Consider the following 26,895-nt stretch of genomic DNA (forward strand, 5'->3'; position numbering starts at 1 on the left):
GGTGTGTTCGCGGCTTGTGAGTGACAAGGAACGCGTCCCGGCGAGAAATCGAAACCAGCGGGTTTTACGCCCGCGACCGACTGACCACGCATATGAGCACTACCAACGACGACTTTCCGACGGACCGTCCCGCGGTCGTGACCTGCGGGTTGCCCTACGCGAACGGCGACCTGCACATCGGTCACCTGCGGGGATACATCGGCGCTGACGCGTTCAGCCGTGCGCTCGAAACGCTCGGCCAGGAAACGGCCTACGTCTCCGGGTCGGACATGCACGGCACCCCCATCGCCGTCAACGCCGAGCAGGAGGGCGTTTCGCCCGAAGCGTTCGCGCTGGAGTGGCACGAACAGTACGAGGAGACGTTTCCGAAGTTCAACGTCGACTTCGACAATTACGGCCACACCCACGACGAGACGAACACGGAACTGACCCGGGAGATCGTCCGGACGCTGGACGAGGAGGGCTACATCTACGAGAAGGAGATCCAGGTCGCGTACGACCCCGACGCGGACCAGTACCTGCCCGACCGCTACGTCGAGGGAACCTGTCCCTACTGCGGCGCGAAGGCCCGCGGCGACGAGTGCGACGAGGGCTGTCAGCGCCACCTCGAACCGGGCGAAGTCGAGGATCCGAAGAGTACGGTCACCGGGAACGCGGCGGAGTACCGCGGGCGCACGCACAAGTTCTTCGAAGTCTCGGAGTTCACCGACTTCCTGACCGAGTTCCTCGACGGGCTCGAAGGAACGTCGAACGCGCGCAACCAGCCCCGCCAGTGGATCGAAGAGGGGCTGCAAGACTGGTGTCTCACTCGCGACATGGAGTGGGGGATCGACTATCCCAACGGCGATGACGAGACCACAGAAGATATCGTCCTCTACGTTTGGGTCGACGCACCGGTCGAGTACATCTCCTCGACGAAGCAGTACGCAGAACGCGTCGGGACCGACGAGTACGACTGGCGGCGCGTCTGGGAAGACGACGGCGAGATCGTCCACGTCATCGGCCGCGACATCATCCAGCACCACACCATCTTCTGGCCCGCGATGCTCGAGGGTGCCGACTACAACACGCCCCGCGCCGTCGCCGCGACCGGCTTCATCACGATCAACGGCAAGGGCCTCTCGACGAGTCGCAACCGCGCAATCTGGGCGAAAGAATACCTCGACGAGGGCTTTCACCCCGATCTGCTGCGGTACTACCTGACGACCACCGGCGGCCTCCAGCAGGACGTGGACTTCTCCTGGGACGCCTTCCAGGAGAAGGTCAACGGCGAGTTAGTGGGCACCGTCGGCAACTTCTGGTACCGCTCGCTGCTCTTTGCCTACCGCAACTACGAGGGCACCCCCGAGGCGGATATCTCTGAAGAAGTGTCCGAACGCATCGAGGGTGCGATCGGCGACACCCGCGAGGCCGTCAACGACTACTCGCTCCGGGGCATCGGGCAGGCCGCGACCCAGCTCGCCCAGTTCGGCAACGAGTACATTCAGCGCAACGAACCCTGGAAGCTCACCGACGACGACCCCAAGCGCGCCCAGCAGGTGATCCGCGACTGCGTCCAGATCGCCAAGGCCGTCGGCGTCCTCATCGAACCCATCACGCCCGACAAGGCCCAGGCACTCTGGGAGCAACTCGGCGAGACCGGCGACGTTGCGGACGCCCACCTCGAAGACGCGCTCGAGGCACCGCCCCGAACCTTCGACGAACCCGGTGAACTCTTCGCGAAGATCGAAGACGACCGCGTCGACGAACTCAACGAGAAACTCGCAGAACGCGTCGCGGCGGCGGGCGGCGATGAAGACGAAGATGAAGGCGAAGGCGAAGAAACGGAGACCAAAAACGAAACCGACGACACCGCCCCGGACGAATCGGCTGCCATGGCAGACACCGACGCCCTCGAACCGCTACTCGAGGACCGCATCGGCTTCGAAGACTTCCAAGAACTCGACATTCGCGTCGGGCGTATCGAGTCGGCCGAGGGAATCGACGGCGCGGACGACCTCGCGAAACTCGAGGTCGACATCGGCTTCGAAACCCGCCAGATCGTCGCCGGGATCAAGCAACTCCACGACCTCGACGAACTCCCCGGCGAGAAGTGCATCCTGCTCGCGAACATGGAACCCGCCGAGCTATTCGGCGTCGAATCCAACGGCATGATCCTCGCTGCAGGTGACGAGGCGGATCTGCTGACGACCCACGACGACGCCGTCGTCGGCGAAAAGGTGCAGTAGACGGCCGTTCGAGTTCACGTTCTCGATTTCGTGGGCTTTCGCTTCTGCGCTCGCGCTTGCTTACTCTCGCTTTCGAGACGAACCAGCGGCGATAACGGAAGCGATGCCAACAGTACCGATTCTCGGTTCTCGGTTCTCGGTTCTCGATTCCTGCTCTTCGATCCCTCGATCCCCACCCCCGATCCCCAATTTCCGATCACACTTCGTCCACTAACTGCAAGAACTGCGACGTATCGATGAGTTCCATCGTCTACGCGTTCAATCCGTGGCGACGAAGCGTCAGCGCCGATTTGAACGCGGCCTCCCTGTCTTCGGTCTCGAAAATGGCCAGAAAATCGCGCTCGCCGAGGATCGTGTACGCATCGCGTAACGCAGCGCCGTACCGGTCGAACTCGACCCTCACCTCGCCCCAAGTCGATGCGAGTTCCTGCGCGTTTCGTCTGTCCCGGTTTTCGAGTTCGATGGGAGAGGCATACGCTAGCCTATCACGTCACTACGCGTGAATGCTGAAAACGGTTGCCGTGGCACATGATGGAAACAGAAACACTCGCCTTCGAGTAAGTCACCTATCTTTTTGGCCGTGCTCGCGATAGCACAAGGCATGAGAAACGCAAAGATCGTCTGTACGCTCGGTCCTGCCTCGAGCGATCGCCAGACGATCCGGGACCTCGCGGACGCCGGCATGTCGGTTGCTCGGCTGAACGCGAGTCACGGAACTCGCGAGGATCGTGCCGCACTCATCGACCGCGTTCGCTCGGTCGACGAGGAACGAGAGAAACCCGTCTCCGTCATGCTGGACATGCAGGGGCCGGAAATCCGGACTGCGCCGCTCCCCGAGGGAGAGACGGTCACGCTCGAAACCGACTCGGAGATCAGGTTCGTCGAAGGGGACGATGCAACACCCGAAACCGTCGGCCTCTCGCTGCCGGTTGGCGCCGTCGAACCGGGCGATCGAATTCTGCTCGATGACGGACTGATCGAAACGACCGTCCGTGAACGCGACGGCGACGCCGTGGTGGCACACGTCGATACGGGCGGCGAACTGGGCGGCCGAAAGGGCGTCAATGTCCCCGGCGTCGACCTGGACCTCGACGTCGTCACCGAGTCCGACCGCAAGGATCTCGAACTCGCCGCCGAGAAGGAAGTCGACTTCGTGGCGGCGAGTTTCGTCCGAGATACGGCGGACGTCTACGAGGTCAACGAGGTCATCGAGGACGCCGGCGCGGAGATTCCGATCATCTCGAAGATCGAACGCGCCGGCGCCGTCGACAACCTAGACGACATTATCGACGCCTCGGACGGAATCATGGTCGCCCGCGGCGACCTGGGCGTCGAATGTCCGATGGAGGACGTACCGATGATCCAGAAACGCATCATCCGCCGGTGTCGCGAGGCCGGTCTCCCGGTTATCACGGCGACGGAGATGCTCGATTCGATGGTCCACGCCCGCCGACCGACCCGAGCGGAGGCTTCGGACGTAGCAAACGCCGTCCTCGACGGTACCGACGGCGTCATGCTCTCCGCGGAGACCGCGATCGGCGACCACCCCGTCGCGGTCGTCGACGCGATGGACAGCATCGTCCGCGAGGTCGAACAGTCCGAGGAGTACGCCGAACTCCTCGAACAGCGCGTTCCCGCCGCCGGCGAGGCTCGAACGGACGCCCTGGCACGCTCTGCGCGTTTCCTCGCCCGCGACATCGGTGCCGATGCCATCGTCGCGGCGACCGAATCCGGCTACACGGCGCTGAAAACCGCAAAGTACCGTCCCGGCGTCCCGGTCGTCGCGTCGACGCCGAGCCACCGCGTCCGCCGGCGGCTCGCCCTCTCGTGGGGCGTTACACCGCTGTACGCCGAAGTCTCCGACCAGGGAGCCGACGCCGTCGTCGAGAAAGCCGTCCAGGCCGCGCTGGAAGCCGGCGTCGCCGAGAGCGGCGATACCGTCGTCGTCCTCTGTGGCATGATGACCGAACTCGAGGGTGCGAATACGACGAACATGCTGAAGGTCCACGTCGCGGCGGAGGCGTTGACGACGGGCCGCGTCGTCGTCGAGGGTCGTGCGACCGGGCCGCTTGCCCGAGTTCAGGATGGCGATCTCACCGACGTACCGGAGGGGGCGATCCTCGCGCTGCCGACGGAGTTCGACGCGGAGTTTACGGGTGATGTCTCGAAGATCGGCGGCATCGTCAACGCTCGGCGAGGGATGACGGGGTATCCGGCGCTGGTGGCACGAGAGATGGACGTGCCGATGGTAAGCGGTGCGACGATTTCCGAGATGGAGACGGGAACGGTCGTCACCATCGACGCGGAACGAGGGGTCGTCTACGAGGGTGACATTCGGGATCGAACGGATCGGTAGGTAGCGAGAACGGGAACGGCGCTCGGGCGGTCGATTCTGGCCGCTGACCGTAACGTCGGGCCGAAGAACGCGAGACGGAGCAGACCAGGATCACCCGCGTTCGGGACGGCGGATTTTTGACGCCGCGGCAAGTACGACACTGTATGGCAGATGAAACGTCCGGACCCGACAGCCGCGAAGACGACTGGAGCACGTCGGAGACGAGTGCAACTGGGTCGGACGGATCGAAGAGAACGGCCGACGAGCCGACCGATGGCGAGCACGGGGAGGCGGACGAGTGGGGGACAACTGCTGGGGCTGGAGGTGACCGGGCCGGTGACGGAGAACGGAGTGGAGCCGGAACGGGATCAACCACCGAACGGATTCCGATCGACCTCTCCGCGAGTGGGACCGACGGGGAGAAACGAGATGGCGAGCGCCACGCCGGTGACGATACGGACGACCCGTACGCACCCGAACCGAGCTCAGCGCCGATCGAATCCGGCGATCCGTCCCTCGAACACATCATCTTCGTCGCGCTCGGAGCGGCGGCGACGATTCTCGTCCTCGCTCGCGTCGTGTTGGTTACGTTCTAGTATCCCCCGTCCGGGCTCCCTATACTTCCGTGCGTTCCTGCGCTCGTTCGAGACCCGTCGTCGCCTCCGCTTTCGTCGTTTCGAGCGGCCCAACGACTTCGTCCGGCAGATTCATTCGATCCGCAAGCGCGAGCAACGTCTCTAGCTTCGTGATCTCGAGTCGCTCGATCGACCGCCCGAGTTCGGCTTCGACGAGGTCGCCGAGGACCGGGTCCCGAATGTCTCCGACCAGGTCGTCGCGCTCGCTTCGGAGCGCGTCGAGGGCGTCACTCTCGATGACACCCGGGTCGGCCTCGATCGCGTCGAAGATCGGCTCGATGCGCCCGAGTTGCTCCGTTGTCGTCTCGCTGTGGGCCATGTAAAACTCCTCGAGTTCTTCGTCGGTGGCGGCGTCGGCGAGTTCCGACTGGAGGTCCTCGAGTTCGCGTTCGATGTGATAGAACTCGCGCAGCGTCCGGATGAACAGATCGTGTTCGTTCTCGATCATACCAGAGGTGGGAGTGCCGAATCGCAAAGAGATTGGGCCGTCGTGTGAAACCCGGCGCTTGCGGTCACGCCGGGACGCCGCTCATCTCAGTTAGTCTACCGAACGCCTATGTGATCGCGGCGTGACCGTCGAGGTGACGACACCAATGCGTCGCCTCGCCACCGCCCTCCTCGTCGCTTTGCTCGTAACGGCTGCGGGCTGTAGCGCGTTCGAATCGTCGCCGGACGCCGGGGAACGGGAGCCACTCACCGTCGACGACGAACTCGCTCCCGGCCTTAGCGAGAGCGGGATCACCGACACCGTTGCGCTTTCGACCGCTCACCGCAGTGTACTCGAGAGCGCCACTTTCGAGCGGACGCAGACGACGTATCGGTACGACGAAACCGAGACCATCAGCAACGTCGCGAACAGGACACAGACCGTCACCGACGACGCAGCGTACTCCGTCCGAGAGAACGATCCCGACTATCTCGAAGCGAACGAAACGCAACGGCCCATCCGCCGCCAAGAGTGGCGCTCGGCCGACGACGACCTCGGTCGCGTCATCGACGCAACTGGAGAGACACACGTACTCTCTCGGACGGCCGGACCCGACTCGCCGAGTCTTCCGGTATCGATCCACAGATTCGACGAAGTCGAGCACTCGGTCGCCGTCGAACAGACCGCCGGAGGGGCCGAGCGCTACCGACTCACAGGAGCCGGAAATCTATCCGATGGGGCGTTCATGGAGTTTAATATCACCATTACACCATCCGGGGCTATCGAAACCTACGAGATCGGCCTCCAATGGACGGTTGACGGCAACCAGCGGACACGAACGACCGTCGGCGAGTTCACCCGCGGCGACGACATCGAACTCGAAGAACCGGCGTGGGTCGACGACGCGCGGGCTGCACTCGAAGCCGAAACACGGTCGTTCGAGAGCGAAAGCGAAATGACCGACAGCGACCCATGACCTACTACGACCTTAGCCACTCGATTCGGTCCGGTATGCCCGTCTTTCCCGGCGATCCGCCGGTCGACATCACGCCGGCGGCAACGGTCGAAGATGACGGCTATCACGTTGCCGCACTCCACTGTGGCAGCCACACCGGGACGCACATCGACGCGCCGAGTCACGTCTTCCGCGACGGATCTGAACTCGACTCGATCGCCGTCGACGAGTTCGTCTTCGACGCCCGACTCGTCGACTGTACCGATAAATCGCTACGGGAACCGATCGGGGCGGCCGAATTACCCGTCCCGGACGGCACTGCGGACCTCCTGCTCTGTCACACCGGCTGGGACGAGTGCTGGGGCACGGATCGGTACTTCGATCACCCGTACCTGACGCCGGGAGCCGCCGAACGCTGTCGCGAGGCGGACTGGAGCGTCGGTCTGGATACGCTTAATCCGGACCCGACGCCGACCGAGAACGCGACGGATTCGGAACCGGCGGGATTTCAAGCCCACCACACGCTGCTCGGGAACGGATTGTTCGTTATCGAGAACCTCACGGGCCTCGAATCGCTGCCAGCGGGCGGTTCGGTTGTCACGCTCGTCGCCTTTCCCCTCCCAATCGCGGAAGCCGATGGAGCACCGATTCGAGCCGTCGCGATCGACTCGGACGGCCAATTGGACGACGGTCCGTTCTGACGACGACTCGGAGTAGACTACGCGAGTTCGGCGTTCAGAATCCGTATCGTTCCACGCGTCCCGTCCCAGTCGGTCTCGTACTCGAGGTCGATCCGCCGATCCATATGCGGCCCGTCGACGACGAGCGTTTCGAACTCGCCGCCCTCGCCGAGAACGTGGACGCCGTACTCCTCGTTGAGCGTCTCGAGTGCGGCGATAGCGTCGCGGTCGAGCGTGCGCCCGAGCCACGACTCGTCGAGTCCGTAAGCCGCGGTTTGGATGATCTTTATCTCGAAGCCGGCGTCGAGCATCGCCTCGGCGAGCGCTCGCGGGTCTTCCTGCCACAGCGGTGCGAACAGTTCACAGTCGAGTCGGTCGCACATCGCTTCGATGCGGTTCGTCTGGAACTCGCTCTCGACCGCCCCCGCCGTGACGCCCGCGATGCCCCCGTCGAGATCCGCGTCCAGTTCTTCGAGGGCCGCTTCGAGGGGTTCGAGTTCGGCGTCGCCCTGGGCGCTCGAATCGCGGGCGGTGTCGGCTTCGAGATCTGCAGGGTCGACATCGACGAGGTCGATACCGATGCTCTCGGCCGCCAGCGCGGTGAGATCGGTCGCGGGGACGTGGTACATGTAGGACTCTTCGGAGGGGTGGACCGTGACGAGTCGTTGGACGTCGAGGCCGGTTTCGAGGGCTCGGTACAGCGCCCACGACGAGTCCTTCCCGCCGGAAAAGAGGCTCACCCACGCGCCGTCTGCGTCGCTGTCGCTCATAGCAGACGGTGGGAGCGGGGGAGTAAATGCGTGACGAGTCGCGGGCGATTAGCGGTCTTCAGCATCGCGTTCGGACGCGGCTGTCGTGGTGCGCTCGCGGTCGTCGTCAGATTCGCCCTCGGACTCGCGCTCCGAGTCGGCGTTCGAATCATCGCGGGTATCCGAACTGCCAGCCCCAGCGTGCTGTCCGGTTTCGGTTTCACCGTCGCTGCACTCGGTGCTGTCGGCGTCGGTTACAACCTCGACATCGGCTGACGGCGGTGTCGTGGACGCGGGTTGGTTCGATCCTGGTCCGCCGTCCGTGAGTTCTGATCGGGGACGGGTGCCCGGGTTCCCGTCACCGGTTCCTGGTCCTGGTCCTGGTCCTGATCCTGGGGACGAGCCGTCGTCCGAACTGCTCACTGCGGTTGCGATCCAGGCACCGATCAGGCTCACCAGAATCGCGCTGATGACGAAGACGGCGAGCCGTTCGCCCGGCGCGAGCGAGAATCCCTCGACGGTCAGCGGCCCGAGTTCAGTCTCCACGATCGCAATCGAGGAGAGTAGCTGCTGTTGTTCGAGGAAGTACGCGGAGAACCCGCGGATGACGAGACCGACGGCGACGGCGATAAACGGCAGGTTGAGGTAGGACCGTCGAACCGGGTCTTCGCCGATGATCTCGTCTAACAGTCGCCCGGCGCTTGCGGTAAGACCGGCCATCGTCAACCAGGGAACGCTGTCGAACGCGAACTGTACCGCAGGAATGCCGATTCCGGTGGAACCATCGAGATTCGAAACGCCGAGTGCGCCGACGAAGAAGCCAACGAGCGTGAGCCCCGCCGCAACGACGTAGGTGACGACCGAGACCTGTCCGGAGTAAAGCGACTCTCGCACCTGGTGTGCGAACCCGGTTATGATTTCGTCGATGCTGAACCCCTTGTAGAGCAAGAAGAGTCCGATAACGGTCGTAATCGCGGCGGCCCCCTCGGCCGGAGCGACGACCATCGCAAGGATCGGGAAGACGAGCAACGTTAGTCCAAGCGGAACCAGAATCGTCTGTCGGAGTTCTTCGTCGGCGAGAAACTGCTTGAGCAGATAGTACGTCGACTCGATATCCCGGGCCTGCCGAACGACGACCCGATCGACCGAGTCGACCTGAACGCGACTTTCGACGATCGGAACCAGCCGTTCGTCCTCGCCGCTGTCGATGACGACGACCGCCGAATCGGGGTCGTGCTGTGCAATGAGGTCGTCGAGCTGGCGGGCGACCGCCCTGTCCGCCGAGACCATCGACTCCCGGTCACCGGAGACGACCGCGACGATCGCCTCCTCGTTCTCGTCGCGGAGGTTCTGGCCGACCCGCAGCGTCTCGAGGAGCGTATTGACTCCCGAGTCCTCCGGGTCAGCAAGTCCGATATCGGTAACGAGAGCCCGAACAGCCTCCCAGCCGACGATCGGCGACTGAAGCCCAGTCTTCCGACCGACGTCGTCGGTCCGGTCGAGACAGACGACCAGCGTTGTCACGGTTATCCGTGCATTCCGTACGACGATAAAACCACTTATCGCCGCGTGCCTGTGGGCTGCTCGCGGACATACCCCCTGCCTACCGCAGCACTACGCACCACGCGAGTACCGAGCAGCAACACCACACCGAGTGGCGAGCAGCCGAGCAGCGAGCAGTAAGCAGCGAGTACCGAGTACCGAGTTCAGCTCACCAACTCAGTTTCGCAACCGAAGTCTGAACTCGCGATCGTCTGCAATCCCAGCAACCCCGGCTCCAAACGCGTATGCAACCCGCTGTGCTCCCGTTCCGAGACGTGCCATCAACGGCTGATCCGGCTCGAACTCTTCGACGGTCACCTCGTCCGTCCCGAGTCGCTCCGCCAGCTCCGATTCGAGTTCGCGTCGCGTCCCGAGCGTATCGACGAGCCCCAGTTCGTGGGCCTGCTCGCCGAGGTAGATCCGGGCTTCCGTCTCGCGGATGAACTCGGGTTCCAGATCGCGGCCGTCGCTGACTCGGTCGACGAACGTCTGGTAGTAGTCGTCGATCAGTCCCTGGAGGTAGTCGCGTTCGTCCTCGTCGAGTTCTTTCAGCGGCGTACCGGCGTCCTTGAACTCGCCGGCGGCAAAGCGCTCGTAGGAGAGGCCGACCTTCTCGGCGAACTCGCTGGCGTTGACCCGCGAGCCGATGACGCCGATCGAGCCGACGATCGAGCCGTCACGCGCCCAGAGTTCGTCGCAGCCGCTTGCGATCCAGTAGCCGCCGCTCGCACAGACGTCGGTCGTGTAGGCGATGGTCGGGCCGTCGAAGCGCTCGGCTGCGAGGCGAATGTCCTCGCTTGGAACGACCTCGCCGCCGGGCGTGTTCAGCTTCAGGAGTAACGCGTCGACGTGGCCGTCCTCGTCGGCCCGATCGATCTGATCGACGATATCGTCGGCCGGCGTCGACTGCGGGCGTGACGGAAGCGGTCCGCCGCCGCCGTCGCGAGTGATCGGTCCGTCGACCGCAACCTCGGCGACGTCGTAGTCCGGAAACAGCGACGCTGCGATCGTCCCCGCAAACCGGATCCCGACGAGGATCACGCCGAGTGCGATCACGATACCGAAGAGTTCGGTGAGCGTGTCCGGATAGGCGAGGAACAGCCACAGACTGGCGATTGCAACGACGACGGTCCCGGCGACGACGACGGCGAGTCGATTAGCTCGCTGCGCCTCGACCAACGGCTCCACCTCGATTCATACTGCTCTGTGTGTGTGCTGTCCTGTTAACCGTTGCCGTCCGCCGGCGAGCGTCGGCGATCGCGCCTTTGTTCTGTTGTTCTCTTGCGCTCTTTCACCAGCGTGGTCCCTCCAGATCCAGTTTCCCTGAAAGAACAGTTGATATCCTCCGACTCCGGAGCGGAGTTCTTCACACCTTGGATCGCCGTTTTGGTCGACACAGAGCCGATTGAGGTTATGTTTCGGCAACCAACGCAGTGAATACGGTCGGAACGCCGTTTAGTATCGAGTTTGAGAACTGTCGCTCCTATCCGGACAAATTGCGCGAAGAGACTCTCCCTGACAGGGAAGTCTCTAGGCCGCTATTTTTGCAGGCCGTGGTGAAGAACAGATATGGCGATTGATGACCAACAGACGGCGGACGAAATGGAAGAGCGGGTCGGAGGTCCCGTCGCTCGAGTTCGACTTTGGGTACAGATGGATGCGAACCGGTGGCTTCTGGCGGGGATGATCGCGCTCGTCTTCTTCGGGGTTATCTTCGGAATCGGGCTCTTAGATGCCTCTCCGTTCCCGGAGACCTTCGAATCGGAGCCGCCGACCGTGCCATTGTTTCAGGCACTTATTATCAGTCTGATCACTGGCGTCACGCTCATCGTTGGGATCAACCTCCTGGTTATTTCCGAGGAACTCGATCCGCTCGGCGACCTCCGTGATCAGGTCGCGGAGTCGACGGCGTTTCGCGGCGAGGTCGAGGAGTTGCTGGGATCGACGAGTCCGCCCGAGCCCGCGGCCTTCCTACGGGCGCTCCTCAAAACCAACGCGCTCCAGGCAGGGTCACTCAAGGAGTCCGTCGCGGAGTCTTCGGACGAGGCGTTTCGAGAGGACGTAACGTCCTACGCCGACGAAGTGCTCACGAACGAAGCGCGGGTTTCGGACCGGCTTTCGTCGGCGCAGTTCGGAACCTTCGCGGTGGTTCGTGCGGCGATCGACTACAACTACTCCTGGAAGATCTATCAGGCGCGGAAACTCCGCGAGGAATACGAGGGTCAGTTCGATGATGAGATGGACCGAACGCTCGATGATTTGATCGATACGCTCACGATGTTCGGTCCGGCGAGAGAACACGTCAAAACCCTGTACTTCCAGTGGCAGTTCATCGACCTCTCACGGGCGATGCTCTACACCTCCCTCCCGCCGCTGGCCGGTGCGATCCTGATCATACTCTACATGAACGCGGAGTTCGCGTCGGGAACGTTGCTCGGCGTCAGCAACGCGACCTGGGTGGTCCCGATCGTCATCACGCTCGCGCTCTTCCCGTTTTGTCTACTCCTCTCGTATGTGGTCCGCATCGGAACAGTTGCGAAGCGGACGCTCGCTCCCGGGCCGTTTATCCTCCGGGAGACGGATCACGACCGGGATGCCGAGACGGAATGGTAACCGGCGGCTAGAGTCACAGAGCGCGGAGCGCAGAGTGTAGAGCGCAAAACGTGGACGTAAATCGTGACGTTCGAAACGCAAAACATGCCGTACTCGACCGTGAGACGAATCGAGCGAGCGCAGACGACCTTAGAGCAGGCCCGTCTTCTGGAGCTTCATCAGGTCCTCGGTATCGAGGGTTTCGCCTTCCTTGAACTTCTGATAGATCTCCTCGGCTTCCTCTTTGGCTTCCTCTTTCTTCTTGTCGCGTTCGGACTTGCGCTCTTCTTCTTCCTGCTTGTCGAGTTCGCGCAGGCGCTTCTGGACGCGAACGAAGTCCTCGTGGTGCTGGTCGGCCGCTTCCTGGGCCTCGACGAACTTCTCGTGCATCTCGTCGGCTTCATCACGGATGTCGTCGGCCTCGCGGTAGGCCTCGATCATCTGGTTGTGATGTTCCTGGGCCTTGTCCGCAAGCTCCGTGACCTTCTGGTGGTGTTGGGAGGCCTCAGAGCGAACTTCCTCGGCTTCCTCGACGAGTTCTTCGAGATCCTCGTTCTGCTCGAGCTTTCCCTTGCGCTCTTCGTACTCCTCGCGCTTGTTCTCGATCTTCTCGATGAGTTCCTGCTCTTCCTCGCTCGAGAGGACTTCGGTCTGCTGTTTGAACTCGAGTTGCTCGATTTCTTCTTCGAGTTCTTCGAGGTCCTTGCCCTCGTCGAGTTCCATATCCGACTTGAGCTTCTCGACCTTGTCGAAGAGTTCGTTGGCCTCGGCGTTGAGTTCGTTGCGGCTCTCCTTGTGTTCCTGAACCTTCTCGTTCAGTTCGTCGCGTTTTTCGCGGTGTTCCTGGGCTTCGTCGACCTTTTCGCGCGTCTTGGCGTTTAGGTCGTCTCGGCTGGAAGCCCGTTCGGAGGCCATCTGGTTCAGATCGTTTCGCCGGTCTCGAAGCTGGCCGGCCATCTTGATGAGCTGTCCTTTGGAGTTGTTTTCGAGGTCGTCGTCTGTCAGTTCGATGTTTTTCGATTCGTCTACCATGTGTTAGTCAAACCTCTGTGCCATACCCGCACCGGAGTAGCGACGGTCGGAGCGGGGCGACAGCGTGTCGCCGCGGCTCCGATCGTAGTCCTGTATACAGCGATCGCTCACAATCTGCGAAATCCCGGTGAATAAGATTTCCTGTCATCGATCGTCGAGCGATACGCGCCCCGGTGGCGTTCTGGTATCGGTGTCTACTGGTGCTTGCAATTTAAATGTACCGGTCGTAGACCCCGTGAAAACCGTTATCAGGGGTCGTATTCCGCCCGCGCTCGTTCGTACGTTGCGATCGTCGCGGCCTATAAATGCCGCCGAGTCCGCAGGTTGGCGACGGGGTTAAAAGAGGTTCTCGAGCCGGTCGTCCGTGAACTGCTCGACGTGATCGGTCTCTTCGCACTCCTGTTCGCGCTTCGCCTCGCGTGCGCGCTCCATGAACTCCTGAATGCGGGCGGAGCGTTCGGCCCCGCCGAGGAGGACGAGCGCGCCGAGGCGGTCGCTTTCGAGCGGGAAGTCCCCGCCGCGAACCTGCATACTGCCGGTTTCGTCCTCGAGCCAGCGCCGCGACTTCTCGACGCCTTTCCGCGGGATCTTCTCGGGATCGCCGGCGATGACGAGCAGTGCGGAGTCGGCCGTCGTCGCGTCCGGGAGACTCGTCCCGGTCAACAGCGCCTGGCGCGAGACCGTCATCGCCGTCCGGACGTTCTCGGCGCTGTCGTCGCTCGCGATTTCGCTCGCGTATCCGAGGGTCGCGATGCCGCCGCTACGGAGCGTGTTGATGACCTCGCTCGAGTCCACGACGCTTTCGCCGACGCCCTCGACGGCCTCGCCGGAGGCGAACAGCAAGCCCACTCGTCGGGCGATATTCTCGTTGATCGTCTCGAAGGCATCCTCGACGCTTTCGCCCTGTTCGTGCCAGGCGTCGTTGTCGATCAGGAGCGTCGCGTCGGCTTCGCGCACGATGGTCTTCAGTGAGCGGCCGGCGTTGGCCTGATAGAGCGCGCCTTCGTTGCGCCCCGGTAGGACGCCGAGGGCGTACACCGGGACGTCATAGACTTGCTGGAGGTGATGGACCAGGACGGGCGCTCCGCCGCTACCGGTTCCGCCGCCGAGCCCGGCGACGACGAAGATGCCCTCGGCGCTCGAGGTCACGCGGCCGTCCAAGGACCCGAGTACCTGCTGGATGTCCGACTGCATGATCTCGGTTCCGAGTTCGTTATCGCCGCCGACGCCGTGGCCGTTGACGCGGTCCGCACCGATCAGTTGCGTGTCGACGACCTGGAGGGACTGGAGGTCGGGTTTCGCGGAGTTGACTGCCAGTGCACCACGGACGGCACCAAAGCCCATGTCCGCATCGAATCGAGCGAGCCGTTCCGTGACCTTCCCACCGGCCTGACCGACTCCGATCAGGGCAACTTTCATACAGATATCGTATAAGTGCACCGTGTTGAACGTTCCGGTGTACGTACCCGTTTCCGGGCCCAGTGCCGTCCAACGTCGCCGTTCGTGACGATCATCGCACGATCACCGAAAAACGCCCGAATGGCAATCCACTTGTGCCAGCCCGCAGTCACACCCGGTATGTTCCACGAACAGCGGATGACGGTCCCCGACACGCCCGCCGATCTGCGCGCCGAGTACGCCGCCGATCTCGCCTCGATCGTCGACCGACACGGCGCGGACGAACTCGCCGACGGGACGGCTCTCGACCGCGAGACGATCGCGAACCTCGATCGCGAGACGGTCGGTACCCTCTCACTCGAGGACGCCGCCGAGATCCAGGCCCGCGCCGAATCCGCCCCCGACGCCGACACCGTCGTCACGATGGCCTGCGAACACCTGTTGCTCGGCATGTCCACCGCCGTCCTCGACGTGGACGCCGTCGAGAGCGAACTCGAACTCGAGTTAGATGCAAAGGAGATCCAACAGAAACTCGAACGGCGCGCGCCGATGTCGTTCGAGGAGTACGTTCACCTTCAGTTCGTGATCGTGGACGCTGCCCCCTGATACGGGCCGCCGTCAGGCAGTGCCGGCACAGCCGCGACCGTGCTGCGGCGTCTTGTGGGTGTGCCGGAAACCCGGTACAGCAGACCGTCTGAGTCCGGCTCCCGCGGTGACTCGCATCGAGTGCAGTCACGAGCGCGATCACACTCACAGACGCAGCCCCAGTCACAGTCATTATACCTCCGCACCCGCGAGTTCATCGTATGACCGCAATGCGTGTTGCACTGCTCGGCTGTGGCTACGTCGGTCTCGAACTCGGCCGACAACTCGCGGCCAGCGGCCACGACGTGATCGGCGTGCGACGCTCCGATGCGGGAATCGACGCCATCGAGGCCGCCGGCTTCGAGGCCGTCCAGGCGGACGTGACCGACCGCGCTGAACTCGAGGCGGTTCCGGACGTCGATGCGATCGTCTTCGCGGCGAGCAGCGGCGGCCGGGGAGTCGACGCGGCGCGCGAAATCTACGTCGACGGGCTTCGGACGGCGATCGAAGCCTTCGGGGAGCGCGAGACGCCGCCGGACCGACTCGTCTACACCTCCTCGACGGGCGTTCACGGCGATCACGGCGGGGACTGGGTCGGCTCGGACACGCCGATCGAGCCGACGACGCCCAAGACCGAGGTGCTTGCCGAGGCAGAGCAGCTTGCACTCGAGTATCCCGGCGAGTTCGGTATCGACGGGACGGTCGTTCGCTATGCGGGTCTGTACGGACCCGACCGGTACCGTCTCGAGCGGTATCTCGAGGGGCCGGTTACGGCGGGGTACCTGAATATGGTTCATCGGGACGATGCCGCTGGTGCGGTTCGCGTTCTCCTCGACGCGAATCTCGCCCGCGGCGAGGTCGTCCAGGTCGTCGACGATGAACCCGTCGACAAGTGGACGTTCGCCGACTGGCTGGCCGATGCGTGCGATCGGGAGCACCCGCCGAAACGGACGAAAGCGGAGCGACTCGAAGCGGGCGACCTCTCGGAACCGGCTCGTCGTCGGATTCTGACGAGCAAGCGCTGCGGAAACGACCGGCTCCGAGAGCTGGGGTACGAGTTCAGCTATCCGACGTTCCGAGAGGGGTATCGGGAGGCGGTCGAGGCAATTCGCTAGGCAACGTGCTGGCGAGGCCGATCAACCGGCGTGAGACGGCGGGTCGAGTGTTGGAGCCGTTGACCGGTCGATTGCGATCCCTGCGGCTGTACGCGAGCCGAGAACCGTCACGAATGGGGGAAATTTCTTGGTTGTTGAATTTGAGTGTCCGGTATGGTCTACCAGGACGCCTCGACAGACGTGGCGTTCGTCGAGGCGGAGCCGCTGGTCGCGGCCGTCGAGCGCGCCATCGACTCGGTACAGGCGCTCGACCCGCTCGTGCTCTCGCTCGTCGTTCTCGCAGCCGTCGGACTCGTCCTCGGTGGCTGGTGGTTCGTCCGCTGGGTTCGCCGTCCACCGGGCGTTCGATTCCAGTCCGTCCTCGCGGATTACGACGACGTAACCGTCCTGATGCACCCGAACCCCGACCCGGACGCGATGGCGTGTGCGATGGCCGTCGATGCCATCGCCGACGCGGTCGACACGGACACGACGTTACAGTTCCCCGGGGAGATCCGCCATCAGGAAAACCGCGCGTTCCGAACCGTTCTCGGCCTCGATCTCGATCAGATCGCCTCGAGTTCAGCGCTCGCGAGTGAGGCGGTCGTCCTCGTCGATCACAACACGGCGCGTGGCTTTACCGGGGCACAAACGGTCGAACCGGTCGCCGTCGTCGATCACCACCCCGGCAACGGGACCGGGACGAATTTTACCGACGTTCGAACGGACTACGGTGCCGCTGCGACCCTGCTGGTCGAGTATCTCGACGATCTCGGCGCTGGCGCGGACGACGATACCGACACCGGCCCCAATTTCTCGGCCGAACTCGCGACCGGCCTCCTCTACGGCATCCAGTCCGATACGGACCACCTGACGAACGGCTGTTCGCGGGCCGAGTTCGAGGCCTGTGGCACCCTGTTCGGCGAACTCGACGAGGATCTGCTCGAACGGATCGCGAACCCGCAGGTGAGCGACGACGTGTTACAGATCAAGGCGACGGCGATCACCGAAAAGCGCGTCGAGGGTTCGTTTGCGATCTGCGATGTCGGAGCGGTCTCGAACACCGACGCGATCCCGCAGGCGGCGGACGAACTCATGCAACTCGAGGGGGTTACTGCTGTCGTCGTCTACGGCGAGAACGACGGGACGATCCACCTCTCCGGGCGCTCGCGAGATGACCGCGTTCACATGGGTGAGACGTTGCGACACGCGGTCAGCGACATTCCGATGGCGAACGCGGGCGGCCACGCGCGGATGGGCGGTGGCCAGCTTTCGGTCGAGCACATGCACGGACTCGGCCCCGCTGGCGGCATCGACAAAACCGAATTCGAGGAAGAACTCTTCTCGGCGCTATCCGGCGAGCGATAGTTCGCCCTCGCAGGCACAGACAGCCGATCATCGTCTTCCGTGGTCCGCGAGAGCCGCGCGGAGCGCCCCCGGCGTCGCCGTTTCTGCAGTCGCCACGAAGTGTGCAGCGCAGGCGTTGGCGAGTGCAAGCGCGAGTTCGGTCGACCAGCCGCGCGCCAGCGCACAGGCCAGTGCGCCGGAGAAGCGGTCGCCTGCGCCGGTCGTCCGTTTCGTCGTCGCCGTCTCGAGCATGTCGACGGAGACGACGCCGTCCGGCGTCGCCGCACGGGCTGCCTCGGGGCCGTGGATGACGACGCTGTGAACGCCGAGTGCAGTTCGCGCTGCGGCGAGTCGATCGAGGTGTGACCGGTCGCCGTCGACGTCGAGAACCGCAGCGACGCGGTCGAACTCCGTCGGGTTGACGCTGCAAACGACATCGAGCGGGCCGACCGCGTCCGTCTCCGCGAGCGTTCGAAAGAACGCTTCCACGGCCGTCTCGTCGGGGACGCCGATCGCGCCGGGATCGACGATTATCGGGAAGGAATTGGTTTCGGGCGGATCCGACGCGAGTCGGTCGAAGACGTCGGTGAGGCCGCGGACGGAAACCCAGTTGACACAACAGAACGCGTCCGCGCGAATCAGGTCGGGCCAGTCGACGACGGCGTCGAGAGCGGCTATCGTCCAGTCAGCCGTCGGTCCCGGCTCCGGAAGCAGCACGTCGCCGTCGCCGAACTCGAGGACGTTGATCGTCGCCGGCGTTCCCATCGAGTACGTTTCGAATCCGAACTCGTCGAAGACGGGATGATCGAGGTGGCCGACGAGCGTCGCCCGCTCGCCGAGTTCGTGGATTTGCATCGCTGCGTTGGTCGCCTGACCGCCGGGTTGGGTATCGGTTGGAGTGAGCGGGAACGTCGCCTCGCCGTCGGTGAGCCGCCGACCGAACGCGGCGGGCGTGTCGAGCCGTCTTCCCTGCGGGTCCTCGACGCTGTAGAAGTAGTCGACGCTGCCATCGGGGAGCGAAACGACGCGGACGCCACTCTCGTCGCTCTCTCCACCGGCGTCCTCGCTGTCGAAGGCGACCGAGAGTCGCTCGGAGAGCGCATCGTAGCTCACGCTACATCCATACCACCGTTGACGACGAACGACCCTAAAAGCAGTTTCCCGGCAGTCGCTCGCGCGCGATCACCGCTGGCGACGGCGAACGGAACCCGCTGGAAGTCGAGGGAGTCGAGATCGAAATCGGACTCCACAGCGACATCGAACCGGAACCGGGACCGGGACCGGAATCAAAGCCGACTCCAACGAGACTGGACCGAGCATCCCGAACCGCGGTCGAACCGACCCGGTCGCTACCGAATTTCCTTCCACTCCACGTCACAATCTGGACAGATTCGAACCGTCTTGATCTGATTCGGATCGTTCTCGGTCTTCAACGGTTTCTCGCAATCGGCACAGACGAGCCGATCGTACGTGTCTTTGTCGAGTTCGCCCTCGCGCAGCGCCTTCCGGACAGATTTCATGTTCACTACGTAGGAAGGTCTAGAAGAAAAAGACCAGGGCTTCGCGGGGCCGTATCGAACGCCGTGAGTGGGGCATTGGCCCGGATTTCTGTAGGCGCAGAAACATGACTCCTGGGAACAGGCCCCAGCGAGAGTCGTGGGCGTTTTATCGATTCGGCCGAACACCCTACCGATGGAGTACGTCCAGGAGCGAATCGCGACGCTCCACGATTTCCGCACCCAACCCACCCGCCGGCCCCAGCGCGCCCGCGGGGGACAGCGTGCGGAGACAGCGCGCGAGTCCGCGGAGCCCGCTCCCGCCGGTGAGCGCGAGTACGAGCGCGAACACGATCGGCAACTCGAGTTCGACGACCACCTGCGCGAGACCGCCATCGTCGTTCCCATGGCCGGGCGCGAACACGACAGCCCCGCCGCCGGCCGCGTTCTGGCCGAACTCGAGCGTCTCGACCCCACGCCCGCCGCCGTCTTCGTGCCCGTCCGTGCCGACCCCGATCGGATCGAGCCGTTTCGCGAGTGGCTCGCCTCGTTTTCGCTGCCGATTCGGGTTCTCTGGTGTAACGCACCCGCCGTCGAAGCCTCGCTCGCCGACGCCGGCCTCCCGAACGGCGAGGGAACGGGCAAGGGCCGCGACGTGTGGCTCGCGCTCGGACCCGCAGCCGAAGCCGCGGAGTTCATCGTCGTCCACGACGCCGATGCTCGGAGCTACGAGGCGGATCACGTCCGCCGACTGGTCGCGCCGCTGGCGATGGACCAGGAGTTCGAGTTCACCAAGGGCTACTACGCGCGCATCGAGCAGAATCGCCTCTACGGGCGACTGTTTCGACTGTTTTATCGCCCGTTGCTTCGCGCAGTGGGCGACGATCACGACGCGGCTCTCCTGGCGTACCTCGACTCGTTCCGGTACGCGCTAGCCGGCGAGTTCGCCATGACCGATTCCCTCGCGCGTCGTATCCGTGCGCCGCGGGCGTGGGGACTCGAAGTCGGTATTCTCGGTGACGCGTTCGAACACGCCGGCTTCGAGGGGAGCGCACAGGTCGACCTCGGGCGACACGTCCACGATCACCGCGCAGTCGCGGGCGATACCGGACTCGAAGGGATGAGCCGCGAGGTCGCGGCGACGCTCTGTCGCGTCCTCGAGGAGGGTGGCGTCGAACTGAACTACGAGACGCTTCCCGAGCGCTACCTGGCTGCCGGCCGGCAACTGATCGACCAGTACCGCGCCGACGCCGCGTTCAATGGACTCGCGTACGATCCGGCGGCCGAACGGGACCAACTCGAGCGCTACGCCGACTCGATCGAACTGCCCGGTCTCGACCGGCGACTGCCGGAGTGGACGGACGCACCGGTCGAACCGGCATCCGTTCTCGCCGCGTCCCGGCCCTGGCTCGACGGCGCGACGCGACTCGAACCGAACGCGGACGATTAACACGATCGATTACTATCGACTCAGGCGCCGCGCTGTGGCCGACTGACGGCTATCAATCTTTATCAGCGAACCACCCGTTACACCGCGTATGGATGCGACCGCCGACGAACTGGCCGGCGTCGTCGACCTCTTCGGCGGGTTGACGAGGACAGAACTCGACCGCGCCCTCTCGGAGGCCGCCTTCCGTGCGGACGGCCAGTCCGTCAACGAGACGGCACTCGAGGAGACGATCGACGGCGCGCTCGCGTCGTTCGCACTCGTTCGCTCCCCGCCGACCGCCGTCACCGCTCCGTCGGAACCGACGGCACCCCTTCTGGTCGCCGGTCCGACGGCGTTTCCGACCGTTCCGGACCACGCCGAGGACGTTCCCCACATCCTCGACGTCGAGCGACGAGAACTCGACCGAACTGCACTCGGCGAGAGCGCCCGCGAACGGTTCTCCGATGCAGTCGAGGAGGCCACCGAATCGTCCGACGAGGAACGACTGTCACGCCTGCTCGACGTGAGCTACGATCTCGAAGCCTGGGCACCGCTCGATTTAGCGCCCGCGCGCCGGACCATCTCGGAGGCGCTCGAGTGAGATGAGTCGGCGGCTCACTCTCGATCCGATTGCCGCTCACGAACCCGTCGGGATCGACGACCAGCAGTTCGACGCCGCGGTACTCGCGCCGATTATCGATCGCAACGGCGAGGACCACCTCCTGTTCACCCGCCGCGCCGACCACCTCGGCGACCACCCCGGGCAGATGAGCTTTCCCGGCGGCGGGGCCGAGTCGATCGACGACTCCATCCTCGATACCGCACTCCGCGAAGCCAACGAAGAGATCGGCCTCGACCCGACCGAAGCCGAACTCGTCGGCCAACTCGACGACATCCGCACGGTCAGCGAGTACGCGGTCACGCCGTTCGTCGCCCGCGTTCCGGACCGGGAGTACGAACGCGACGATAACGAAGTCGCCGAAATCGTGCTCCTGTCGCTGTCCGACCTGCTCGACCCGGAGAACTACGAGTTCGATCGGCGCGATCACCCCTACTACGGCGATATCGTGGTCCACTACTTCCACGTCGATGGCTACACCGTCTGGGGAGCCACGGGCCGGATTCTCGTCCAGCTACTCGAGTTGGCGACGCCATTCGAGGCACCAGCGGACGCCTGAGCGGCCCACCGGGTCTCGAAAGATCCGCATCGAGCGTCAGGTTTTTGCACGCGCCGGACCCAGGAGTCCTATGGTCGCACAGACGATGGGTCGAGTTCCGCACGGGCGATAACGACACCGCTTCCACAGGCAGTCGTCATCGCCGCCGTCACCCGACCCGATTTCGATCCGGTCGCGTTCAGTTGTACTGTTCTTGCCGTTTCCGAGACGAAGTACCCACTATCAGCTACATGCGAGGTGTCCGTCGATGCTAACAACGAGTACAGTTGCCCGCGCCGGCCTGGATGCGGTCGCGCTCAAACCGGCCGAGTGTAACGTCGAGCGAGCGACGTCGCTCCCGGTCGAGACGATCGCGATCGATTACGAGGGGCACGATCACGTCCCGGACCGGCGGACGATAGAAGCGCTTTCGGCCGACGCGACAGTTCGGCTGACGACCCCCGTTCGCGCCGACGGATTCGACCCGCTCGGTGACGATTCGCTCGCTGCCGAACTCCCGTCGGGCGTCGAGCGCATCCTCGTCGCCGGCCACCCCGCCTACCTCACCGACGACGAGCGGGACCGCGCCGTCGCGCCCCGGTTGGGTGCGGCACTCGAAACGGCCCCCGACTCCTGGGTCGGCACCGAGAGCGTCGAACGAATCGCGATGGCGACGGGCGCAACCCAGTACGACCTGCTCTCGCGAACGACGATGCGCGAGTTGCGGGCGCTTCGTGCTGCGACCTTCGACGGCGACATCGCAGTCTACGCACCGACGGTACTCACGGCCGACGAAGACGCGATCCTCGACGCCGTCGGGGACTACGTCGCTCGCCGGCGACCGGTCGCCGCGGCGCTCCCGGACGACGGAGACGAAGACGGAGACAGAACCGTCACCGATTCGCGCGCGACGGGCCGAACCCGTGAAATCCTGCTCGCCGCCGCCGAGGACTACACGCTCGTCGGCACCGAAACTGCGGTCCGCGAACGGACCGACGCGCTCCGCGAGGCCGGCGCAACGACCGTCGTCGGCTACCCCGCTCGCGAACTCGAGGCGTTCCTCGAGTAGGACCGCTATTTCTTCGAAACGAACGGCAGACGTATAAGTCACTCCGGCAACCAGAGGACGGCATGACACTGCTCGCCGAACGAACGACGACCGACGCCGCCGACGAACTCGGGTCGGCCGAGGTCGCCGTGCTACCGACTGGGAGCACCGAACAGCACGGACCGGCGTTACCGCTCGGGATGGACTTCATGGCGGCCGAGGCGTTCGCTCACACTGCAACCGATCGCGAGGATACCGTGGTCCTCCCGACGATTCCGATCGGCGTCAGCGGCCACCACCGGCAGTTCGACGGCACGCTGTACGTCTCCGCGGCGACGTTCGAACGCTACGTCGAGGAAACGATCGCGAGCCTCGCCGACCACGGCGTCCGCAAAACGGTCGTCGTCAACGGCCACGGCGGCAACACGGGGGCGCTCCGACGGGCCGCACGGACCCTGCGAAACGAGGAAACGGCGTTCGCGCCCCCCTGGAACTGGTGGGACAGCGTCGACGACCTCGCGGCCGACCTGTTCGACGAGGACGGCGGTCACGCCGACGCGATGGAGTCGAGCCTGCTCTGGCACCTCCGCGAGGACCTCGTTCGGCCGGACGAGTTCGCGGCCGCGGAAGACGGGGCGAGCGACTCCTGGGGCGAGTTCAGCCACGGCGCGCCGATCGGGTTCGATACGATCGACTTCTCGGAGAGCGGGGCGGTCGGCCGGCCGACCCAGGCCGACCCCGAGAAGGGCGCGGCGTTGTTCGAGGCCGGGCGCGACCACCTCGACGCGCTGCTCGACTGGCTCGCGGCGCAACCGCTCGCGGATTGCTGGCCGCGTGATCACAAATGAGCGACGAAGCCGAACTCGCCGTCGGTGCCGATGCCTTCACCGACCGGGGTGCGGGGCGCTCCGTCGCCGTCGTCGGTGCGGGAGCCGTCGGCGCGACCGCGGCCTACGATCTGGCGCGCGAGGGCGCGGACGTGACGCTGTACGACCGCGGCGGCGTCGCACACGGCTCGAGCGGCCGCGCGGCCGGCATCTGTTATGACGCCTTCGCGGACTCGCTCGACGCCGAACTCGCGAGCGATGCGATCGAACGCTTCCGGGCGCTCTCGGGCGACGACACGTTCCCCTTCGTCGAGTGTCCCTACGTTTGGCTCGCCCGCGAAGGGGACGACCGGCGTGCCGACGCCATCCGCGACCAGGTCGAACGGATGCAAGCACAGGGCGTCGTCGCCGTCACGATGGACGGCGATGAACTCGCGGACCGGTTCCCGACCGTGCGGGCGGACGACGTGGCCGTCGCGGGCGTCGCCGGCGGCGCGGGGTACACGGACCCCGGCCAGTACACCGCCTGCCTCGCCGCCGCAGCAACTGGGGCGGGCGCGACGCTCGAAACTGACACGCCCGTCAGCCTCCGAACCGACCCGGCTCGGATCGTCCGCGAAGACGGGACCGTCGACGAGTTCGACGCGGTCCTCGTGACCGCCGGCGCGCACACGAAGCGACTCCTCGCGGACGCCGGCATCTCGATCGCCGTGAAACCCTACCGCGTCCAGGCGCTCGTCGCGAGTTGCGACCACCCGGAACCGACGTGTTACGACGCCAGCGACGGATTCTATCTCCGCCCGCACCCGGAGGGGCTGCTCGCGGGCGACGGCACCGAGGAGTGGGAGGCCGACCCGGACGATTACGACCGGGACGCAAATCCCGAGTTCGCGTCGGACCTGCTCGAACGCGTGCGCCATCGGTTGCCTACCGCCGACGTTGAACTCGAGCGGGCCTGGGCCGGCCTCTGTACGGCGACGCCGGACCGCGATCCGCTGGTCGGGCAACTAGCGGACGGACTGTACGTCGCGACGGGGTTCCAGGGCCACGGCTTCATGCGCGCGCCGGCGATCGGCCAGCGGCTCGCCCGACAGGTGCTCGGCGGCGACGGTATCGACGCCTTCGACCCGACCCGATTCGACGGCGACGAAGAGTTCGACGTGGTCGAAGGGATGACCGTCCCGGACGAGTTCGACTGACGCCCGCGTCACCTTCCGGAGAGGCAAAGGCTTTAGTCGTGCGGGGGTGTACCACACCGGCGAACGATGGTCCACGCGTTTATCATGGTCAAGACGGCCGCCGGCAAGTCGGAGGGGCTGCTCTCGCAGGTGACCGCGCTCGAGACGGTCGCGAACGCCCACATCGTCGCGGGCAACTACGACATCATCGTCGAGATCGATGCCCCGGAAGTCTACGACGTTCTCAAGGCCGTCTCCTCGGACATTCAGGGTCTCGAGGGTGTGACCGACACGAAGACCTACATCGCGATGGACCGGAACGACGGCTGACGTGCGCTCGGCTCCCGATCGATACCCCGCTGTTTCTGAACTCGACACCGGCTGTCCGAGTGGTTGTGAATCGGCCGGTCGTGTTGCGAGTTCAGCGTTTAGTACTCAGTGTTCGCGTTCAGCGCTCAACGGTAGCCGCGAGGATGTCCCGCACGTCTTCGAGCACTGCGGCGGGTGATTGGGCGGCGTCGATGCGGACGAACCGGTCGTCGTATCGCTCGCACAGCCGTTCGTAGTTCTCCCGGACCGCGGCGAGGTACTCGACGCGTTCGAACTTGTTCGTCGAGCCGGCGCGTCGGGCGGCCGTCTCGGGATCGAGGTCGAGATAGAGCGTCAGGTCGGGTTCGACCGAGAACGCGTCGTGAACGTCGATAACGTACTCGAGGGGGTTCTCGACGCGCTCGGTCTCCGCGAGCGTCGCCCCTTGGTAGGCGAATCGGGAGTCGGCGTAGCGATCGGAGATGATGAGTTCACTGCGCTCGAGGGCCGGTTCGATCTTTCGGGAAAGGTGGTCGGCGTGGTCGGCGGTGTAGAGGAAGAGTTCGGCGAGCGAGTCGGCGTCGTCGTCTTCGATCGATCGGTAGACGGCGTCGCCGTACCAGGAGTCGTTGGTGGGTTCGCGGGTGAAGACGGCGTCGGGGTAGGATTTCTGCAGGGCCTCCCAGACCGTCGTTTTACCGCTCCCGTCGAGTCCCTCGAGCGTGACGAGCATGCTCGCACGTCGTCGGGTGAGGTATTACAATCTGTCGAGTGGCCGTTGTCGACCGCTCGAGCGGTGACGACGTTCGTGTTTGCTGTCACGGGTGAATGGGACCCTCGTACCGACGGCTACGGTGACTCTCCGCGGCAGCTACTTATTTGGGGAATCGAGTGCATGTCTCACCTATGCAGGTCCTCGTCGCCGGCGGCACCGGCTTCATCGGCACGCACCTCTGTACCGAACTCGCCGAACGCGGCCACGAGGTCACGGCGCTGTCTCGAAATCCGGCGACCGAAGACGCCGCTGAACTCCCCGACGAAGTCGACCTGTCGACGGGCGACGTGAGCGCCTACGATTCGATCGTCGACGCCGTCGCGGGCCACGACGCCATCGTCAATCTCGTCGCCCTCTCCCCGCTCTACCAGCCCCCCGACGGGACCGACCACGAGACGGTCCACCTCGGCGGCACGGAAAACCTGGTTCGAGCGGCCGAGGAAAACGGCGTCGATCGATTCCTCCAGATCAGCGCCCTCGGTGCCGATCCCGACGGGCCGACGGCGTATATTCGCACCAAGGGTCGCGCCGAATCGATCGTCCGCGAGGCGGCATTGAGCTGGACGATCGTCCGTCCCGCAGTCGTCTTCGGCGACGGCGGCGAGTTCCTCACCTTCGCAAAGCAACTCACGACGCCGTACCTGACCGGCCTGCCCGGCGGCGGGAAGACGCGCTTTCAGCCGATCTGGGTCGGCGACTTCGCGCCACTTCTCGCCGATGCGCTCGAAGACGACTCCCACGTCGGACGCACGTACGAGCTCGGCGGTCCGCAAGTCGTCACCCTGGCCGACGCGACCGAACTCGTCTACGAGGCTGAGGACCGGCCAGTGACAATCCTCCCGATACCGATGGCGCTCACAAAGCTCGGACTCGCCGCCGCCGATTCGCTGCCGTTCGTCCCGTTCGGGGCGGACCAGGCGCGGTCGCTCGAGTTCGATAACACCGTCGCGGAGAACGACGTGCAGGCGTTCGGTGTCGAACCAACCGATCTGTTGACACTCGGTGCGTATCTCGGCGTCCGACCTGGAACACCACACGAGGAGAGCCGACCGCTCGCATAATCGGCCGCCGTTTACG

The 26,895-nt window shown here is 64.6% G+C and carries 28 protein-coding genes; 17 read left to right on the top strand and 11 right to left on the bottom strand.

Features of this window, described 5'->3' with window-relative positions:
* Positions 1 to 92 precede the first annotated feature (92 nt).
* Positions 93 to 2,228 carry a methionine--tRNA ligase gene (gene metG, locus C481_RS14810; RefSeq protein ID WP_006110080.1) on the top strand — a complete coding sequence of 712 codons (2,136 nt, stop codon included), beginning with the start codon at positions 93 to 95 and terminating at the stop codon, positions 2,226 to 2,228.
* 250 nt (positions 2,229 to 2,478) lie between these two features.
* On the opposite strand, the gene C481_RS14815 is transcribed toward metG, so the two are convergent.
* On the bottom strand, positions 2,479 to 2,691 hold the full coding sequence (locus tag C481_RS14815) for a GYD domain-containing protein (protein ID WP_049904685.1): 213 nt from the start codon (positions 2,689 to 2,691) through the stop codon (positions 2,479 to 2,481).
* A 138-nt stretch (positions 2,692 to 2,829) separates the two neighbouring features.
* Here C481_RS14815 and pyk point away from each other — a divergent pair, with 138 nt between their 5' ends.
* Both pyk and C481_RS14825 read left to right on the top strand, forming a co-directional pair.
* Entirely contained in the window at positions 2,830 to 4,584 is a 1,755-nt protein-coding gene (gene pyk, locus C481_RS14820) for a pyruvate kinase (protein WP_006110082.1), read from the top strand.
* Positions 4,585 to 4,727: 143 nt separating this feature from the next.
* Positions 4,728 to 5,159 (top strand): DUF7312 domain-containing protein, encoded by a 432-nt coding sequence (locus tag C481_RS14825; RefSeq protein WP_006110083.1) that lies wholly within the window; start codon positions 4,728 to 4,730, stop codon positions 5,157 to 5,159.
* Between the two features lie 19 nt (positions 5,160 to 5,178).
* Here the strand turns inward: C481_RS14825 and C481_RS14830 are convergent, their stop codons facing one another.
* On the bottom strand, positions 5,179 to 5,646 hold the full coding sequence (locus C481_RS14830; RefSeq protein WP_006110084.1) for a DUF892 family protein: 468 nt from the start codon (positions 5,644 to 5,646) through the stop codon (positions 5,179 to 5,181).
* Between the two features lie 145 nt (positions 5,647 to 5,791).
* On the opposite strand from C481_RS14830, the gene C481_RS14835 reads away from it, so the two are divergent.
* Complete coding sequence (locus C481_RS14835; protein ID WP_006110085.1) at positions 5,792 to 6,601, top strand: hypothetical protein; 810 nt, start codon at positions 5,792 to 5,794, stop codon at positions 6,599 to 6,601.
* Positions 6,598 to 7,281 carry a cyclase family protein gene (locus tag C481_RS14840; RefSeq protein ID WP_006110086.1) on the top strand — a complete coding sequence of 228 codons (684 nt, stop codon included), beginning with the start codon at positions 6,598 to 6,600 and terminating at the stop codon, positions 7,279 to 7,281. The genes C481_RS14835 and C481_RS14840 overlap by 4 nt, the downstream gene beginning before the upstream one ends.
* Before the next feature lie 17 nt (positions 7,282 to 7,298).
* On the opposite strand, the gene C481_RS14845 is transcribed toward C481_RS14840, so the two are convergent.
* The 3 genes from C481_RS14845 to sppA form a co-directional block, all read right to left on the bottom strand.
* Entirely contained in the window at positions 7,299 to 8,030 is a 732-nt protein-coding gene (locus C481_RS14845; protein ID WP_006110087.1) for a diphthine--ammonia ligase, read from the bottom strand.
* A 48-nt stretch (positions 8,031 to 8,078) separates the two neighbouring features.
* Entirely contained in the window at positions 8,079 to 9,533 is a 1,455-nt protein-coding gene (locus C481_RS14850) for a DUF373 family protein (protein ID WP_006110088.1), read from the bottom strand.
* A 195-nt stretch (positions 9,534 to 9,728) separates the two neighbouring features.
* Complete coding sequence (gene sppA / locus C481_RS14855; RefSeq protein ID WP_006110089.1) at positions 9,729 to 10,739, bottom strand: signal peptide peptidase SppA; 1,011 nt, start codon at positions 10,737 to 10,739, stop codon at positions 9,729 to 9,731.
* Positions 10,740 to 11,120: 381 nt separating this feature from the next.
* Here sppA and C481_RS14860 point away from each other — a divergent pair, with 381 nt between their 5' ends.
* On the top strand, positions 11,121 to 12,164 hold the full coding sequence (locus tag C481_RS14860; RefSeq protein WP_006110090.1) for a hypothetical protein: 1,044 nt from the start codon (positions 11,121 to 11,123) through the stop codon (positions 12,162 to 12,164).
* A 129-nt stretch (positions 12,165 to 12,293) separates the two neighbouring features.
* On the opposite strand, the gene C481_RS14865 is transcribed toward C481_RS14860, so the two are convergent.
* Both C481_RS14865 and C481_RS14870 read right to left on the bottom strand, forming a co-directional pair.
* Positions 12,294 to 13,175, bottom strand: a complete 882-nt coding sequence (locus C481_RS14865; protein WP_006110091.1) for a coiled-coil protein — start codon at positions 13,173 to 13,175, stop codon at positions 12,294 to 12,296.
* Positions 13,176 to 13,511: 336 nt separating this feature from the next.
* Positions 13,512 to 14,594, bottom strand: coding sequence for a tubulin/FtsZ family protein (locus C481_RS14870; protein WP_006110092.1), 1,083 nt, complete (start codon positions 14,592 to 14,594; stop codon positions 13,512 to 13,514).
* 159 nt (positions 14,595 to 14,753) lie between these two features.
* Between C481_RS14870 and C481_RS14875 the strand changes: the two genes are divergently transcribed.
* The 3 genes from C481_RS14875 to C481_RS14885 all read left to right on the top strand — a co-directional run bounded on the left by C481_RS14875 (position 14,754) and on the right by C481_RS14885 (position 17,620).
* Entirely contained in the window at positions 14,754 to 15,179 is a 426-nt protein-coding gene (locus C481_RS14875; RefSeq protein ID WP_006110093.1) for a DUF5791 family protein, read from the top strand.
* A 209-nt stretch (positions 15,180 to 15,388) separates the two neighbouring features.
* On the top strand, positions 15,389 to 16,273 hold the full coding sequence (locus C481_RS14880) for an SDR family oxidoreductase (RefSeq protein WP_006110094.1): 885 nt from the start codon (positions 15,389 to 15,391) through the stop codon (positions 16,271 to 16,273).
* 153 nt (positions 16,274 to 16,426) lie between these two features.
* A complete protein-coding gene (locus C481_RS14885) occupies positions 16,427 to 17,620 on the top strand; it encodes a DHH family phosphoesterase (protein ID WP_006110095.1) in 1,194 nt (397 codons plus the stop codon).
* Positions 17,621 to 17,647: 27 nt separating this feature from the next.
* Here the strand turns inward: C481_RS14885 and C481_RS14890 are convergent, their stop codons facing one another.
* The 3 genes from C481_RS14890 to C481_RS22265 form a co-directional block, all read right to left on the bottom strand.
* On the bottom strand, positions 17,648 to 18,712 hold the full coding sequence (locus tag C481_RS14890; RefSeq protein WP_006110096.1) for a PfkB family carbohydrate kinase: 1,065 nt from the start codon (positions 18,710 to 18,712) through the stop codon (positions 17,648 to 17,650).
* Complete coding sequence (locus C481_RS22455) at positions 18,709 to 18,849, bottom strand: hypothetical protein (protein WP_206537182.1); 141 nt, start codon at positions 18,847 to 18,849, stop codon at positions 18,709 to 18,711. Before C481_RS22455 ends, C481_RS14890 begins: the two co-directional genes overlap by 4 nt.
* A gap of 99 nt (positions 18,850 to 18,948) precedes the next feature.
* Positions 18,949 to 19,119 carry an HVO_0758 family zinc finger protein gene (locus C481_RS22265; RefSeq protein ID WP_006110097.1) on the bottom strand — a complete coding sequence of 57 codons (171 nt, stop codon included), beginning with the start codon at positions 19,117 to 19,119 and terminating at the stop codon, positions 18,949 to 18,951.
* A gap of 172 nt (positions 19,120 to 19,291) precedes the next feature.
* On the opposite strand from C481_RS22265, the gene C481_RS14895 reads away from it, so the two are divergent.
* The 7 genes from C481_RS14895 (at position 19,292) to C481_RS14925 (ending at position 25,064) form a co-directional block, all read left to right on the top strand.
* Positions 19,292 to 20,545 (top strand): glycosyltransferase family protein, encoded by a 1,254-nt coding sequence (locus C481_RS14895; RefSeq protein WP_006110098.1) that lies wholly within the window; start codon positions 19,292 to 19,294, stop codon positions 20,543 to 20,545.
* 88 nt (positions 20,546 to 20,633) lie between these two features.
* On the top strand, positions 20,634 to 21,125 hold the full coding sequence (locus C481_RS14900; RefSeq protein ID WP_006110099.1) for a DUF7109 family protein: 492 nt from the start codon (positions 20,634 to 20,636) through the stop codon (positions 21,123 to 21,125).
* Between the two features lies 1 nt (position 21,126).
* Positions 21,127 to 21,702: an NUDIX hydrolase gene (locus tag C481_RS14905; RefSeq protein ID WP_006110100.1), complete on the top strand. Its 576-nt coding sequence runs from the start codon at positions 21,127 to 21,129 to the stop codon at positions 21,700 to 21,702.
* A gap of 247 nt (positions 21,703 to 21,949) precedes the next feature.
* Positions 21,950 to 22,750, top strand: a complete 801-nt coding sequence (locus tag C481_RS14910; RefSeq protein ID WP_006110102.1) for a DUF7388 family protein — start codon at positions 21,950 to 21,952, stop codon at positions 22,748 to 22,750.
* A gap of 62 nt (positions 22,751 to 22,812) precedes the next feature.
* On the top strand, positions 22,813 to 23,577 hold the full coding sequence (locus C481_RS14915; protein WP_006110103.1) for a creatininase family protein: 765 nt from the start codon (positions 22,813 to 22,815) through the stop codon (positions 23,575 to 23,577).
* The gene (locus C481_RS14920) at positions 23,574 to 24,755 is read left to right on the top strand and encodes an NAD(P)/FAD-dependent oxidoreductase (protein WP_006110105.1); all 1,182 of its coding nucleotides are present in this window, start codon (positions 23,574 to 23,576) and stop codon (positions 24,753 to 24,755) included. Before C481_RS14915 ends, C481_RS14920 begins: the two co-directional genes overlap by 4 nt.
* 66 nt (positions 24,756 to 24,821) lie before the next feature.
* Complete coding sequence (locus C481_RS14925) at positions 24,822 to 25,064, top strand: Lrp/AsnC family transcriptional regulator (RefSeq protein WP_049904686.1); 243 nt, start codon at positions 24,822 to 24,824, stop codon at positions 25,062 to 25,064.
* A 118-nt stretch (positions 25,065 to 25,182) separates the two neighbouring features.
* On the opposite strand, the gene tmk is transcribed toward C481_RS14925, so the two are convergent.
* Positions 25,183 to 25,776: a dTMP kinase gene (gene tmk, locus C481_RS14930; protein ID WP_006110108.1), complete on the bottom strand. Its 594-nt coding sequence runs from the start codon at positions 25,774 to 25,776 to the stop codon at positions 25,183 to 25,185.
* 173 nt (positions 25,777 to 25,949) lie between these two features.
* On the opposite strand from tmk, the gene C481_RS14935 reads away from it, so the two are divergent.
* Complete coding sequence (locus tag C481_RS14935; RefSeq protein ID WP_006110109.1) at positions 25,950 to 26,879, top strand: complex I NDUFA9 subunit family protein; 930 nt, start codon at positions 25,950 to 25,952, stop codon at positions 26,877 to 26,879.
* The last annotated feature ends 16 nt before the right edge of the window (positions 26,880 to 26,895 follow it).

It is taken from the genome of Natrialba asiatica DSM 12278, assembly GCF_000337555.1.
In the GTDB taxonomy this organism is placed as follows: Archaea; Halobacteriota; Halobacteria; order Halobacteriales; family Natrialbaceae; genus Natrialba; species Natrialba asiatica.

Bases quoted from the DNA above. Each gene is read 5' to 3' on its own strand.
- pyk (WP_006110082.1), top strand. From the start codon at position 2,830: ATGAGAAACGCAAAGATCGTCTGTACGCTCGGTCCTGCCTCGAGCGAT.
- C481_RS14915 (WP_006110103.1), top strand. From the start codon at position 22,813: ATGACACTGCTCGCCGAACGAACGACGACCGACGCCGCCGACGAACTC.
- C481_RS14835 (WP_006110085.1), top strand. From the start codon at position 5,792: ATGCGTCGCCTCGCCACCGCCCTCCTCGTCGCTTTGCTCGTAACGGCT.
- C481_RS14825 (WP_006110083.1), top strand. From the start codon at position 4,728: ATGGCAGATGAAACGTCCGGACCCGACAGCCGCGAAGACGACTGGAGC.
- C481_RS14845 (WP_006110087.1), bottom strand. From the start codon at position 8,030: ATGAGCGACAGCGACGCAGACGGCGCGTGGGTGAGCCTCTTTTCCGGC.
- C481_RS22265 (WP_006110097.1), bottom strand. From the start codon at position 19,119: ATGAAATCTGTCCGGAAGGCGCTGCGCGAGGGCGAACTCGACAAAGAC.
- C481_RS14865 (WP_006110091.1), bottom strand. From the start codon at position 13,175: ATGGTAGACGAATCGAAAAACATCGAACTGACAGACGACGACCTCGAA.
- C481_RS14895 (WP_006110098.1), top strand. From the start codon at position 19,292: ATGGAGTACGTCCAGGAGCGAATCGCGACGCTCCACGATTTCCGCACC.
- C481_RS14905 (WP_006110100.1), top strand. From the start codon at position 21,127: ATGAGTCGGCGGCTCACTCTCGATCCGATTGCCGCTCACGAACCCGTC.
- C481_RS14840 (WP_006110086.1), top strand. From the start codon at position 6,598: ATGACCTACTACGACCTTAGCCACTCGATTCGGTCCGGTATGCCCGTC.
- C481_RS14880 (WP_006110094.1), top strand. From the start codon at position 15,389: ATGCGTGTTGCACTGCTCGGCTGTGGCTACGTCGGTCTCGAACTCGGC.
- tmk (WP_006110108.1), bottom strand. From the start codon at position 25,776: ATGCTCGTCACGCTCGAGGGACTCGACGGGAGCGGTAAAACGACGGTC.
- C481_RS14885 (WP_006110095.1), top strand. From the start codon at position 16,427: ATGGTCTACCAGGACGCCTCGACAGACGTGGCGTTCGTCGAGGCGGAG.
- C481_RS14900 (WP_006110099.1), top strand. From the start codon at position 20,634: ATGGATGCGACCGCCGACGAACTGGCCGGCGTCGTCGACCTCTTCGGC.
- metG (WP_006110080.1), top strand. From the start codon at position 93: ATGAGCACTACCAACGACGACTTTCCGACGGACCGTCCCGCGGTCGTG.
- C481_RS14870 (WP_006110092.1), bottom strand. From the start codon at position 14,594: ATGAAAGTTGCCCTGATCGGAGTCGGTCAGGCCGGTGGGAAGGTCACG.
- C481_RS14860 (WP_006110090.1), top strand. From the start codon at position 11,121: ATGGCGATTGATGACCAACAGACGGCGGACGAAATGGAAGAGCGGGTC.
- C481_RS14875 (WP_006110093.1), top strand. From the start codon at position 14,754: ATGTTCCACGAACAGCGGATGACGGTCCCCGACACGCCCGCCGATCTG.
- C481_RS14935 (WP_006110109.1), top strand. From the start codon at position 25,950: ATGCAGGTCCTCGTCGCCGGCGGCACCGGCTTCATCGGCACGCACCTC.
- C481_RS14920 (WP_006110105.1), top strand. From the start codon at position 23,574: ATGAGCGACGAAGCCGAACTCGCCGTCGGTGCCGATGCCTTCACCGAC.
- C481_RS14830 (WP_006110084.1), bottom strand. From the start codon at position 5,646: ATGATCGAGAACGAACACGATCTGTTCATCCGGACGCTGCGCGAGTTC.
- C481_RS14910 (WP_006110102.1), top strand. From the start codon at position 21,950: ATGCTAACAACGAGTACAGTTGCCCGCGCCGGCCTGGATGCGGTCGCG.
- C481_RS14925 (WP_049904686.1), top strand. From the start codon at position 24,822: ATGGTCCACGCGTTTATCATGGTCAAGACGGCCGCCGGCAAGTCGGAG.